Annotated in this window: 13 protein-coding genes; 2 read left to right on the forward strand and 11 right to left on the reverse strand. The window is 67.2% G+C overall.

Annotated elements, in window-relative coordinates; genetic code table 11:
* Positions 1–5: 5 nt before the first annotated feature.
* Together purQ and purS are read right to left on the reverse strand one after the other, a co-directional pair.
* Positions 6–785, reverse strand: coding sequence for a phosphoribosylformylglycinamidine synthase subunit PurQ (gene purQ / locus ACHAA4_RS10145; protein ID WP_435774058.1), 780 nt, complete (start codon positions 783–785; stop codon positions 6–8).
* Positions 782–1042, reverse strand: a complete 261-nt coding sequence (gene purS / locus ACHAA4_RS10150; protein WP_435774059.1) for a phosphoribosylformylglycinamidine synthase subunit PurS — start codon at positions 1040–1042, stop codon at positions 782–784. The genes purQ and purS overlap by 4 nt, the downstream gene beginning before the upstream one ends.
* Before the next feature lie 374 nt (positions 1043–1416).
* Between purS and ACHAA4_RS10155 the strand changes: the two genes are divergently transcribed.
* Entirely contained in the window at positions 1417–1914 is a 498-nt protein-coding gene (locus ACHAA4_RS10155) for a YchJ family protein (protein ID WP_435774060.1), read from the forward strand.
* Between the two features lie 164 nt (positions 1915–2078).
* Positions 2079–2735, forward strand: a complete 657-nt coding sequence (locus tag ACHAA4_RS10160) for an NADPH-dependent F420 reductase (RefSeq protein ID WP_435774061.1) — start codon at positions 2079–2081, stop codon at positions 2733–2735.
* A 66-nt stretch (positions 2736–2801) separates the two neighbouring features.
* Here the strand turns inward: ACHAA4_RS10160 and ACHAA4_RS10165 are convergent, their stop codons facing one another.
* The 9 genes from ACHAA4_RS10165 to ACHAA4_RS10205 all read right to left on the reverse strand — a co-directional run bounded on the left by ACHAA4_RS10165 (position 2802) and on the right by ACHAA4_RS10205 (position 12844).
* Positions 2802–3671 (reverse strand): 3-methyladenine DNA glycosylase, encoded by an 870-nt coding sequence (locus ACHAA4_RS10165; RefSeq protein WP_435774062.1) that lies wholly within the window; start codon positions 3669–3671, stop codon positions 2802–2804.
* A gap of 122 nt (positions 3672–3793) precedes the next feature.
* Positions 3794–4390 (reverse strand): GNAT family N-acetyltransferase, encoded by a 597-nt coding sequence (locus ACHAA4_RS10170; protein WP_435774063.1) that lies wholly within the window; start codon positions 4388–4390, stop codon positions 3794–3796.
* Positions 4391–4398: 8 nt separating this feature from the next.
* The gene (locus ACHAA4_RS10175) at positions 4399–5682 is read right to left on the reverse strand and encodes an aspartate kinase (RefSeq protein WP_435774064.1); all 1284 of its coding nucleotides are present in this window, start codon (positions 5680–5682) and stop codon (positions 4399–4401) included.
* Positions 5683–5741: 59 nt separating this feature from the next.
* Positions 5742–6536 carry an ectoine/hydroxyectoine ABC transporter ATP-binding protein EhuA gene (ehuA, locus tag ACHAA4_RS10180; RefSeq protein ID WP_435774065.1) on the reverse strand — a complete coding sequence of 265 codons (795 nt, stop codon included), beginning with the start codon at positions 6534–6536 and terminating at the stop codon, positions 5742–5744.
* A complete protein-coding gene (gene ehuD / locus ACHAA4_RS10185; protein ID WP_435774066.1) occupies positions 6520–7221 on the reverse strand; it encodes an ectoine/hydroxyectoine ABC transporter permease subunit EhuD in 702 nt (233 codons plus the stop codon). The genes ehuA and ehuD overlap by 17 nt, the downstream gene beginning before the upstream one ends.
* Positions 7218–8012, reverse strand: coding sequence for an amino acid ABC transporter permease (locus ACHAA4_RS10190; RefSeq protein ID WP_435774067.1), 795 nt, complete (start codon positions 8010–8012; stop codon positions 7218–7220). Before ACHAA4_RS10190 ends, ehuD begins: the two co-directional genes overlap by 4 nt.
* Positions 8013–8124: 112 nt before the next feature.
* A complete protein-coding gene (locus tag ACHAA4_RS10195) occupies positions 8125–9030 on the reverse strand; it encodes a transporter substrate-binding domain-containing protein (RefSeq protein ID WP_435774068.1) in 906 nt (301 codons plus the stop codon).
* A gap of 328 nt (positions 9031–9358) precedes the next feature.
* On the reverse strand, positions 9359–9955 hold the full coding sequence (recR, locus tag ACHAA4_RS10200; protein ID WP_435774069.1) for a recombination mediator RecR: 597 nt from the start codon (positions 9953–9955) through the stop codon (positions 9359–9361).
* A 48-nt stretch (positions 9956–10003) separates the two neighbouring features.
* Positions 10004–12844 carry a DNA polymerase III subunit gamma and tau gene (locus ACHAA4_RS10205; RefSeq protein ID WP_435774070.1) on the reverse strand — a complete coding sequence of 947 codons (2841 nt, stop codon included), beginning with the start codon at positions 12842–12844 and terminating at the stop codon, positions 10004–10006.
* Positions 12845–12863: the final 19 nt, after the last annotated feature.

The following is a 12863-nucleotide window of genomic DNA, read 5'->3' on the forward strand; positions in this document are numbered from 1 at the left end:
CTCGCTCACTGGGCACCTCCGGCAAGAGATGCGATCACGGAGGTGAAGATGGTCAGTCCGTCGGTGCCGCTGCGCATCCCGGTGGCGTCATCGGGACCGTAGCCGGCTTCCACGGCGTGCTCGGGGTGCGGCATCAGACCCACCACGTTGCCCGTCTCGTTGGTCACGCCGGCGATGCCGTTGCGTGAGCCGTTCGGATTCTCGCCCACGTAGCGGAACACCACGCGGCCCTCGGTCTCCAGCGCCTCGAGGGTGGCGGGGTCAGCCAGGTACTGGCCGTCCTGGTTCTTCAGCGGGACGGCGATGAGCTCGTCGTCGGTGAACTGGGAGGTCCATGCGGTGGAGGTGTTCTCCACGCGCAGCACCTGGTCACGGCAGAGGAACTTCAGGTGATCGTTCTTCACCATCGAACCGGGCAGCAGCTGGGATTCGGTGAGCATCTGGAACCCGTTGCAGATGCCCAGCACCGGTAGCCGGGTGCCTGAGCTGGCGGTGGCGGCGTCGATGATCTTGTTCATCATCGGTGCGAAGCGGGCGATCGCTCCGGCGCGCAGGTAGTCCCCGTAGGAGAAGCCGCCGGGAAGCACGATGGCATCGACGTTCTGCAGCGACTCGTCGGCGTGCCAGAGCGGCACGGCGGTGCCGCCGCCGAGGCGGACGGCGCGGGCGGCGTCGCGATCATCGAGGGTGCCGGGGAAGGTGACGACGCCGATGCGGGCGCCGCCGAGCGGGTTCGCGGCGGGAGCGGCGCGGAAGTCCCCGATCAGGGGAGTCTCAGTGCTCATGCAGTGCCCTCGTTCTCGACGCGCACGCTGATCACGTCTTCGATCACCGGGTTGGAGAGCATCTCTGCCGCCGCGGTGCGGGCGCTGACCAGGACCTGCTCGGTGACCTCACCGTCGACGGTGAGCTCGAAGCGCTTGCCCTGGCGGACTGCGGAGAAGTCGGTGAAGCCCAGGTGGGGCAGCGCGGAGGCGATGGCCTTGCCCTGGGGGTCGAGAATCTCTGGCTTGGGCATGACCTCGACGATGATGCGCGGCATAGGGTCTCCTGTGCGATGGTGCGGGTGGATGAGCCCGCGGGACCGCTACGAGGTGCCGTCTCACGCACCGCGCGGGTCCAGATCAGCACGGCTGAGAACGACGGCGGCACGCTCCGCGAGCTTGCCGGACCAGTCTACCGGGTGCCCGCGGGCACGGTGCGCGCGGGGTGATGTGCTCGGGGCGATCCGCTCGTACGCCCGCATCATCAGCGGGGCCGGCCCCATCGATGGGCGCTTGGTGGCGGAATGACCGGTCCCAATGGGCGCCATAGCGACGCAAAGCGCCCAATCGATGTGAGTCGGGTCGAGGTGAGCTGCCTCGAGGCGAGCTGCGGAGCCGTGGATGGCGGTGAGCCTGATGAGATGCTGGTGCGATGACGCAGAACCCACGATCCCAGCCCGACGCCGCGCAGCCCGCCCCCGAACAGCGCTGCCCCTGCGGATCAGGTGACACCTACGCCGCCTGCTGTGCCCGCTTCCACCTCGGCGCGTCCGCCCCCACCGCGGAGGCGCTGATGCGATCCCGTTACAGCGCGAACGCCCTGCTCAGTCGGGATCCGGGGTTCTTCGCGGGCTACCTCCACCGCACCTGGGCCGCCGAGACCCGTCCCGCGCTGAGCGATCTCGCCGCACCGGGCCCGCATTGGAAGCGCCTGAACATCCTGGGCACGACGGCGGGCGGCCCGTTCCACGACACCGGGACCGTCGAGTTCGTGGCCGCCTATCAGGACGCGCCGACCGGCAGGCCGGAGGCCACTCCCGAGGGTTACGCTCAGGAGGACCGACCCAGCACAAGGGGCAGGCTGCATGAGCTCAGTCGTTTCCGCCGGGAGTCCGGCCAGTGGCTCTACGTCGACGGAGATATCAGCTGAACTCCTGGCGATCGCGCGCTGGACGGCGCCGTCGTCGTCGGCTCCCCTGTGATGGAGCAGGCACCTGGGAGGTGGAACAAATTCCTGTGCCCTCACGTTATGCCAGGCGAAATCTTTCAGTTTTTGAGGAATCGGCCGATCGCTGGCTGAGGGACGGGATCACTATGACGCAGACGCCACTGACCATCGGAGTGCTCGGTGCTGGCCGGGTCGGCACCGCCGTCGCCCGTCAGGCTGTGCGGGCCGGTCATACCGTGAAGATCGCGACCGCCAAGCCGGCCGCGGACATCGCCCTGCTCACCGAGGTGATCGTCCCCGGCGCCACCGCGGTGGACCGCGAGCAGCTGCGCGGCGCCGACCTCATCGTGCTGGCCGTGCCGCTGCACAAGTACCGCAGCGTCGACACCGAGGTGCTGCGCGATCAGGTCGTCGTGGACACCATGAACTACTGGGCGCCGGTGGACGGACTCATGGACGAGTTCGAGGCCGGGACCAGCACCAGCGAGGTCATCGCGGAGTTCCTCGGTGCCGCCCGCGTCGTGAAGACCCTGAACCACATCGGCTACGGGGATCTGGAGATCGATTCCTACCCCGCCGGAGATCCGCAGCGCCGGGCGCTCGCGGTCGCCGGAGATGATGCCGCCGCGAAGACCTTGGTCCAGGACTTCGTGGACTCCCTCGGCTACGACGCCGTGGACGCCGGACCGCTCGCGGCCGGACGTGCGTTCGAGAACGGCACCGAGATCTTCAACGGCCGGCACGACGCCACACGCATGCAGGAGCTGCTCAGCGAATGCACCCGGGTGCTCGCCAAGGTCTGAGATGCCCCGTGCGCCGTCCTGATCAGGTGCGATTGCATCCACCTGATCAGAGGGCGGTGGTCACGGTCAGGCCGGGGACTCGAGCCGGTCGAGCACCGCGAGCAGCTTCCCCCGAAGCACCTGGGACTCCTCGGCGAAGCCCTTCTGCGCCCGGGCGTAGGCGGCCCGGCCTGAAGGGGTCTCGATCGGCACCGGTTCGTAGCCCCAGGCGCTCAAGTCATACGGGGAGGCGCGCATATCGAGCCGGCGGATCCGTGAGGCGAGGTCGAAACACTCGAGCAGCAGGTCGCTGCTGACCGCGGGGATGAGCTTATAGGCCCACTTATAGAGGTCCATATTGGCGTGCAGGCAGCCCGGCTGCTCCATCTGGGTCTGCGCCTCGCGGGTCGGCTCCAGCGCATTGAGCGGCCGGGCCGAGGGCGTGTAGAAGCGGTAGGCGTCGAAATGGGTACAGCGGATGTTCGCCGCCTCCACCACCTCATCGGTGCCCGCGGCGCCCAGGCGCAGCGGCACCTGGTCGTGGCGCTGACCGTGCTCCACCGACTTGTACACCATGGCCCACTCGTGCAGGCCGAAGCAGCCCAGCTGGGCCGGAGCCGCCGCCGTCGTGCCCAAGAGTCGCCGGGCGAATCCGATCATGGAGGCCCGGTCCTCGCGGAAGCCCTCGACGTCGAGGGTCACCCCCGAGCCCGTGCTGCGGTAGTGCTTCCACTCGGCTCGATCGGTGTCCTGTGCTCCCTCCATCAGGAAGCCCGCCCCGGGGTGCCAGCGCGAGAGCTTGCCGGGGGAGTGGGAGTAGTAGGTGAAGAGGAAGTCCTCCACCGGGTGTTTTGCGCCGGCATGGCGGCGCGCCAGGAAGTCCTGGGTGAGGAGATCCACTGCTGACTGATGCGCGGCGGCCCGCTCGCGGTGCTCCTGTTCAGGAATCAGCGTCAAGCCGTGTGTTGCCTCAAGAGGAGCTGGTGTCTGGGTTACCATCGGGTATATCACTCGTACCAAGTGCGCAGGCGGTAGGGAACCCGTAAAGGGTACACCTGCCGCCTGTGTGCTTGAGCGGTCTATTCCGCGCGAGCGCCCGGCTCCTGAGGCTCTTTCAGCTCCCGGCGCATGATCCAGCGCGGCCGGTGTCCGCTGTGCGCGGTGGTGGGCCCGGCGACCTCGAACCCGTGGGCCGCGAAGAGCTCTGTGGTGCCGACGTAGCCGCTGATCACGTCGACCCGATGACCCTCTTCGAGCTCCATCGGATATCCCTCGAGGACCGACGCGCCGTGCGCCGCCGCGTGCGCCACGGCACCTTCGAGCAGATCATGCATGAGCCCGCGCCGTCGGAATCCTGCACGGACCACGAAGCAGACCACCGACCAGGGGTCTTGGTCGTCGAGGAACGGGATCGTCCGGGAGTTCATCAGCCGCCGGTAGGTGCTGCGTGGGGCCACCGAGCACCATCCGGCCGGGGTGTCATCGACGAAGGCGAGCACACCCGGGCCAGGCTCGGTGAGGCAGAGCTCCTCCATGAAGGCCGGCCTATCCGGACCCGCGACCCGGGAATCGCGATAGGACATGCACCAGCACCCCAGGCCGCCGGGCTTCTTCACCCCGACGACCTCGTAGAAGTCATCGAAGCGCCCGACGGCGGGGCGGATGGCGGTGCCCATGGTGGGTTCTAGCGGCCGGTGCCGGCGTAGACCGTGGCCTCTTCGTCGGAGTCCAGGCCGAAGGCGGTGTGGATCGCGGCGACCGCGCGGTCCAGCAGTTCGACGTCGGTGATCACCGAGACGCGGATCTCGGAGGTGGAGATCAGACCGATGTTGATGCCGGCGTCGCGCAGGGCGGTGAAGAACCGGGCCGAGACGCCGGGGTGGTTGCGCATCCCGCCGCCGATGAGTGAGACCTTGCCGACCTGAGGCACGAAGTCCAAGGATTCGAAGCCGATGGTGTCCCTGTGTGCGTTGAGCATCTCCTGGGCGCGTTCACCGTCCTCGCCGGGAAGCGTGAAGGAGATGTTGGTGGTCTTGGTCGCCATCGAGACGTCCTGGACGATCATGTCGATGTTGATCGCGCCCTCGGCGATGAGGTTGAAGATCTCCGCCGCCTTGCCGGGGACGTCCGGGACGCCGGTGATGGTGAGTTTTCCTTCGGATGCGTCGTGGGAGACGCCGGAGATGATCGGCTGTTCCAAGGGTTCGCCTTCCTGAATCTTGACGGTGTCTTTGGGGTCGGGGATGACCCAGGTGCCTTCGAGCTGGCTGAACGAGGAGCGGACGTGGAGCTTCACGCCGAATCGGCGGGCGTACTCCACCGAGCGCAGGTGCAGCACCTTGGTGCCGGCGGCCGCCATCTCGAGCATCTCGTCGCTGGAGATCTCGTCGATCTTGCGGGCGGTCTTGACCACGCGCGGGTCGGCGGTGAAGACGCCGTCGACGTCGGTGTAGATCTCACAGGCGTCGGCGTGCAGCGCGGCGGCCAGGGCGACGGCGGTGGTGTCGGAGCCGCCGCGGCCCATGGTGGTGATGTCGCGGGATTCCCGGCTCATGCCCTGGAACCCTGCGACGATGCCGACGTGGCCGGCGTCGAGGGATTCCTGCACGCGCAGCGGGGAGACCTCGATGATGCGGGCCTTGCCGTGGATGGCGTCGGTGATCATGCCGGCCTGGGAGCCGGTGAAGGACTGGGCGGACTCGCCCAGCTCATGGATCGCCATCGCCAGCAGCGCCATGGACATGCGCTCCCCGGAGGAGAGCAGGATGTCCATCTCGCGGGACGGTGGTGCGGAGGTGATCTGGCCTGCGAGGTCGAGCAGGTCATCGGTGGTGTCACCCATTGCGGATACGACCACCACGACCTGGTGACCGGCATGCTTGGTCTCGACGATCCGCTTCGCCACTCGTTTGATGCTCTCGGCGTCTGCAACGGATGATCCGCCGTACTTCTGAACGATCAGGCTCATGACAGGTTGTCTCACTCCTGGGGTTTGGATCGGGGAACTCAGGTCAAGTCTAAAGCGGGTCAGGCGTCGCGCAGCACGGCGCTGAGGAACTGCTTGGTGCGGGCGTGGCTGGGGTCCGAGAAGATCTTCTCCGGGGCGCCCTCCTCGACCACGCGGCCGCCGTCGAACATCATCACCTTGTGTGAGACGTCGCGGGCGAAGCTCATCTCATGGGTGACGATCAGCATGGTCACGTTGGTGGTGTCTGCGACCTTGCGCAGGATGTTGAGCACGTCCCCGACGACCTCGGGGTCCAGCGCCGAGGTGACCTCGTCGAGCAGCAGGATCTCCGGGTCCATGGCCAGCGCGCGGGCGATCGCCACGCGTTGCTGCTGACCTCCGGAGAGGCTCAGCGGGTGCTGGTCGGCCTTGTCCGGCAGACCCACCTGTTCCAGCAGCGAATGCGCATTCGCGGTGGCCTCAGCCTTGGACTGGCCGAGCACGTGGATTGGCGCCTCGATGATGTTCTCCAGCACGGTCATGTTCGGAAAGAGATTGAACTGTTGGAAGACCATGCCGATCCGGGTGCGCAGACTCTTCTGCTCCTTGGAGGAGACCGGGACGCGCTTGCCGTCCTTCTCGCGGTGGGTCAGCGGTTCGCCGTCGACGAAGATGTACCCGCCGGTGAGCTCCTCCAGCGTCATCACCAGGCGCAGGATGGTGGTCTTGCCGGAGCCGGAGGGACCGATCAGGGTCACCCGCTCCCCACGGCGCACCGAGAAGTTCAGGTCCTTGAGGACGATGTTGTCCCCGAAGCGCTTCTCGACATCGACGAACTCGATGACCGGAGTCCCGGGATCAGTTGGCGTAGGCAAGGCGCTTCTCCAGACGGTTGATCAACAGTGCGGTGGGGTAGCTGGCGGCCAGGAAGATCAGGCCGGCGATGGTGATCGCTTCGGTGTAGCGGAAGGTCAGACCCCCAAGGTCCTGGGCCACACTGACCATCTCCGCCACCGAGATGACGAAGAGGAACGGGGTGTCCTTGAACATCGAGATCGCGTAGTTGCCCAGCGAGGGGATCGTGGAGCGCAGGGCCTGGGGGATGATCACACGGCGCCAGGTGCGGCCGGCACTCATGGAGAGTGCCTTGGTGGCCTCCCACTGACCCTTGGGCACGGAGTCGATCCCGGCGCGGTAGACCTCGGACATGTACGTGGCGTAGTGGACGCCGAAGACGATGAACCCGATCAGCAGCGGATCCATCCAGGTGAAGCCGTAGTAGAGGACCAGCAGCTGGACGACTATGGGGGTCATCCGGACGAAGTTGGCCGCCCATCGGACGATGAAGGCCAATGGGGCCGGCAGCACGCGGATCAGAATGGCGATGACAAGGCCCAGGACCGCCGCGATGGCCGTGCCGACCACGGTCACCAGCAGGGTGACCTGGATGAAGGCGGTCAGGATCTCCGGGAAGATCTCGACGGCGAAGTCCCAGTCCCAGATGTTGCCGGTGCTCTCACCTGGAGGTGGTGCGGTGGCGAGTGGGGTCAATGCGTTCATCCCTGCCCCCCTGGAGTTTTTCCGCTCGACAGACTCGGAGCAGAGCCCGGATGTGCTGAGGCGATGGGCATCTTCGGTGCTGGTGACAGCACCTCCCGCAAGGTGGGCCCCTGGCCGAGCCGATGCTTGGCGCGTATCTCGAGAAGCCGCATCCCCAGGGTGAGGATCAGTGCGAACAGGAAATAGGCGATGAGGCCGATGAAGGCGTAGGAGAACCAGGCGTCGGTGACTCGGCGCAGCTGGTCAAGCTCCCACTGGAAGTCATTGAGCCCGACGATGTAGACGATGGCCGATCCCTTCATCAGGTGCACCAGCAGGTTCGCCAGGGAGGGGATCATCAGCGCCCAGGCCTGCGGGAAGATCACCCGGCGGATCTTATGCGGCCAGGACATGGACAGCGCCACGGTGGCCTCCCATTGTCCGCTCGCTACGGAGGTCAGCGAGGCACGGACGGCCTCTGCGCCGTAGGCGCCGTAGTTCACGCCCAGCGCGATCACACCGACGGTGAAGGCGCTCTCCAGGGTCAGCCCGAAGAGCGGAAGCACGTAGTACACCCAGAACAGCTGCACCAGCAGCGAGGTGCCGCGGAAGAACTCGATGATGACTCGGGCCGGGCCTCTGAGCCAGAGGTTCGGGCTGCCCGCCATCAGGCCCAGGATCACGGCGATGACGAACGCGAGTGCGGCGCCGACCAGAGTGAGCTGCACGGTGAGCAGGAACCCGTCCCAGAGTCGGGGTCCAAAGTTCTGCAGCGTCTCGAAGTACTGCTGCTGTTGATCTAACCAGTCCACGGTAGGAGGTCTTTCCTCTCTGCTGGACGTCGTGTCACCGACGTGGTGTCACCGAAGCGGTGGCCGGCCCCTTGTCGGGACCGACCACCGTGAGTCTCCTGAGATTCTCAGGTCAGTCTTCGATGTCCTGGAGTGATTCCAGGTCACCCTCGCAGAGTGCCTCTGCGGTCAGATCAGCAGGCGGGATCTCGGCCTCGGTGAAGCCGTACTCACCGATGATCTCCAACAGTTCGCCGCTCTCCTTGAGCTCTGCGAGGTGCTCGTTGTACTCATCGAGCAGCTCGGTGTCACCCTGCGGGAAGACGGTGGAGCCGGCGCCGTACTGCAGGGTGCCGTCCATGTCGTGGACGAAGCCCTCGGTGACCTCCACGCCTTCGGCGTCTTCGGCCATGGCGCTGAGTGAGATGGCAGTCAGCGCGAACACGTCGGCGCGGCCGCCGGTGACCATGTCCATGCCATCGTCTGCGGAGCCCACGCCCTCGGCGTCGATGCCCAGTTCCTCCACGTAGGTGGCTTCGATGCCCGAGGAGAGTGTGGCCAGGGTGAGGTCCTCGCCGGACTCCATCGCCTCGGCGACATCGTTGAGGTTCTCCACGCCGTAGGGGTTGCCCTCTTCGACCAGCAGCGCGGTGGTGTACATGATCTCGGGCTCCGCGAAGGACGCCTCGGCGCAACGTTCAGGCGTGATGGACATGCCAGCTGACACTGCGTCATAGCGCTCGGCCCCGAGACCCGGGATGAGGCTGTCCCAGTCGGGGACCAGCTCGGCCTCCACCTCGTACCCCATCTCGCCGAAGATCTCCTCGGCGAGTGCGATGGTGGCACCCTCCTGCTCGCCCTCCTCTGTGATGTAGGAGTACGGCTCCTCGCCGTTGATGGCGACGGTGATCGTCTCCTCGCCGGAATCGGCTGCCGCGTCATCGCTCTCGGCGTCGTCGCCGCCGCAGGCGGTCAGGGCCAACAGTGCGGCGGCGCTCACGGCGCCTGCGCGGACTGCCATGGAAGTCTTCTTCATCATCAGTGCTTACCTCATCCTCTGGTGTGCGTCTGGTGCGAGTCAGCAGGGCTGCGCGGAAACGGCACAGGACTGCTTGATCGACAACGCTAGACCGATGAAAAGGATTTGGAAACTGGTTTCTCGTCGAAGGACAAGGTTCGGCGACATCCGAGAGATCCCGGAATGGGAGAAAGAATTCGCGCCGTGAACTGCTGTCCGCCCGCGCTTCCCAGGCGTGACTAGTGCAACAGGGCCGACGAAAACGAACGGAAATACAACGGCGGAGAAACCTGAGTATTACCTGATCACACTTGCATAACTATCTGGGAGCGGCGTGCCGCGGGCCAGGTCAGGACATCACGGTGCGGCCTTCGAAGGCCCGCCCGAGGGTGACGTCATCGGCGTACTCGAGGTCTCCGCCCACGGGAAGTCCGGAGGCCAGTCGGGTGAGCTTGATGCCGATGGAGCCGAGCATCCGGTAGAGGTAGGTGGCCGTTGCCTCACCCTCGAGGTTCGGGTCCGTCGCCACGATGACCTCGGTGATCGTGTCATCGGAGAGTCGGCTGAGCAGCTCTCGGATGTGCAGCTGGTCTGGGCCGATCCCCGCGATCGGATTGATCGAGCCGCCGAGCACGTGGTACCTCCCGCGGAAGGAGCGGGTGCGTTCGATCGCCATGACGTCCTTGGACTCTTCGACCACGCAGAGCAGGCTGGGATCGCGCCGGCTGTCCTGGCAGATCCTGCAGGTGTTCTCCTCGGAGACGTTGAAGCAGATCGCGCAGAACTTGACCTTCTCCTTGACCGTGGTGATCGCGTCGGCCAGGCGCTTCATGTCCTCACCGTCGGCTTCGAGGATGTGGAAGGCCACGCGCTGTGCCGACTTGGGACCGATGCCCGGGAGTCGCCCGAGCTCATCGATCAGGTCTTGGACTGCGCCTTCATACACGGTGTGGACGAGCCTTCCTTCAGGGGTGGAGATTCAGTCTAACCGGGCTCACTCGTTGAGCCGACGTTCCTCCAGCAGGGTGGCTCCGAGGTGCTTCTCGAAGGCCTTGCGGCCGAACACGCCGGAATGCTCCAGCGGGACATCATCCTCGCTGGCCACATCCTCGGGCTCACTCTGGGCCCATGCCGGCGGCGCGCTCTGGTCGTAGTCGCTCGGCGGTCCGGAGTCCCAGGCCGGGTCCGGCGGGGGCGCCGGATGCGAGGGGTGGTCTGCGGGTGGCTCCGCGGGGGGAGCCGCGGAGGATCCGGATCCGTTGCGCTGGGCAAGACGACGGCGAATCTCTGCCGCGCGACTCGGGGCTCCGCCTCCGGGAGGGCCTGCCGGGGCGCCGCTGCCCCCGGCGGTGGTCTCTGGTCCGCCCCCGTTCGACGCGCCGCCCTGCGCTGCGGCGGGGAATTCCCCACCGGGTGCCTGGGCATCGCTGGGGCTGCTCCACCGTGGGGCGGTGCCGGCGCGACGGGCGAAGGCCGGCACCGGGGACTTCTCGGCCAGCGGCTTGTACGCGTCTTGGGTGTCAGCGCCACCACCGGTGTGAGTGCCGGTGCCACTGCCAGTGCTGGTGTTCGTGTCGGGGTTCAGTGCCGGTGCGTCGGGGCGCAGGTGCGCGGCCGCCTCGGGAGAGACCGCGGAGGGTGCCGCGGCTCGGTCGTCCGCCGCGGCAGACTCCTCCGGGTCGGTGGAATCGGGGTCGGCAGGATCGAGATCGGTCGCATCCGGGTCGCTGGAGTCTGCCGTGGTGTCCAGGTCCGCCGTCGGGCTGGTCTCAGCGGGATGCTCGGAGGGCTGATCCGCGGGGTGCTCCGGCGGTGCCTCGGTGAATCCTGGATCGTAGGGCTCGGGCGGCTCTTGAAGGACCCAGGCAGGGGTGTCATCCCCGGACTGAGCCTCTGCTGGAGCTGCCGCCGGGCTCAGCCGGCGGTCAGCTTTTGGGCCGCCACCACCGCCTGCCGAGGATGAGCCTCCGGTGACGAGCGTGAAGCGGACCTTCATGCCCAGGACATCCTCGATCGCGGCGTTCATCGCCTGCTCACCGTTGCGGTTCGCGAACGTGGTCCGCGCTCCCTCATTGGTGAAGTCGAGGCTCAGCGCCTGCCCGTCGAAGCTGTCCACGCTCACATTGCCCTTGACCAGCATCCAGAGCATCCGCGACTGAGACTTCAGTGAATCCACGATGTCGGGCCAGGCCCGGCGCATCATCTCGTCCGTAGACCCCCCGCCAGCGGAAGCTGCCGGTGTCGCGGTAGCGGACGCAGGCTGAGTTGGTGCGGCCGGTGCTGCTGGGGTCTCAGCGTTCTGCGTCCCGGGGGAGGCATTGCTGGCCGCAGCGGCAGGCTGGCGCTCCTGGGGCGGAGCGGACTGCGGTCGGCGTGGGTCCGACGTCGGGGTGTCGCGCCCGGAGGCGTCGGACGAGGGTGGGCCGGCCTGCGACTCCTGTGCTGCGGCCGGCCTGGCCGCAGGGGCGGCCCACTTCGGGTCCGCAGCGGTCTGCGTCTCTGAACTCTGCGTCTCTGAAACCTGTGTCTGTGAGGCCTGAGTCCCGGATGTCTGCTGCTCGGCGCGCTCCTCGGGAGCCGATCCGGCGTCGGGTGCGGCGCTGGCCGCCGTCGAGCCTGCGGTCTGTGTGGCGGAGTCGCTCTCAGCGCTGGGCGTGACGCCGGCGCCGGCGGAGAAGTCCAGACGGCGTTCCACCCGCTCGAGCCGGGCCGCCACGGAGGCGTGTCCCTGCTCGGCATGGGGCAGCAGCAGCCGGGCCATCAGCAGCTCCAGATGCAGCCGCGGTGAGGTGGCGCCGACCATGTCGGTGAGCGCCTGGGCGGAGATGTCGGCGGCGCGGGAGAGCTCTGCGGATCCGAGCTGACCGGCCTGGGTCTGCATCGACCGGATCTGGTCCTCGGGGACCCCGCGCAGAATCGCCCCGGGGTTCTCCGGCACCGATTTCACCACGATCAGGTCGCGCAGCCGCTCCAGCAGATCCTCGACGAACCGGCGGGGATCCTGCCCGGACTGGACCACCCGGTCCACCACGGAGAAGGCGGTGGCGCCGTCGAGCGCGGCCACGGAGGCCACGACCTCGTCGAGCATGGTGGCGTGGGTGAAGCCGAGCAGCGCCGTCGCCCGGTCGTAGTCCAGGGTGCTGTCGGAGGATCCGGCGATCAGCTGGTCGAGCACCGAGAGGGTGTCGCGCACCGAGCCGCCGCCGGCGCGGATCACCAGGGGCAGCACGCCCGGGGCCACGGTCACGCCTTCCTGCTCACAGAGCCGGTGCAGGTAGTCCATCAGCGGCTCGGGCGGGACCAGCCGGAACGGGTAGTGGTGGGTGCGCGAGCGGATGGTCCCGATGACCTTGTCCGGCTCGGTGGTCGCGAAGATGAACTTGATGTGCTCCGGCGGCTCTTCCACGATCTTCAGCAGCGCGTTGAAGCCTGCGGCGGTGACCATATGAGCCTCATCGATGATGAAGATCTTGTAGCGGTCGCGCACCGGGGCGAAGGTCGCGCGCTCCCGCAGGTCGCGGGCATCGTCGACGCCGCCGTGGCTGGCGGCGTCGATCTCGATCACGTCGAGGGAGCCGGACCCGCCGGTCGCCAGGTCCACGCAGGAGTCACAGACCCCGCAGGGGGTGCCGGTCGGACCCTGGGCACAGTTGAGGCAGCGGGCCAGGATCCGGGCGGAGGTGGTCTTGCCGCAGCCGCGCGGACCGGAGAAGAGGTAGGCGTGGGAGACCGCGTCCTTGCCCAGGGCCGTCATCAAGGGCGCGGTGACGTGCTCCTGCCCGATCACGTCGGCGAAAGAGTCGGGTCGATAGCGGCGGTACAGGGCGGTGCTCACAGTCTGAAACCTTATCTGC

The organism is Nesterenkonia maliinae (assembly GCF_051262655.1).
In the GTDB taxonomy this organism is placed as follows: Bacteria; Actinomycetota; Actinomycetes; order Actinomycetales; family Micrococcaceae; genus Nesterenkonia.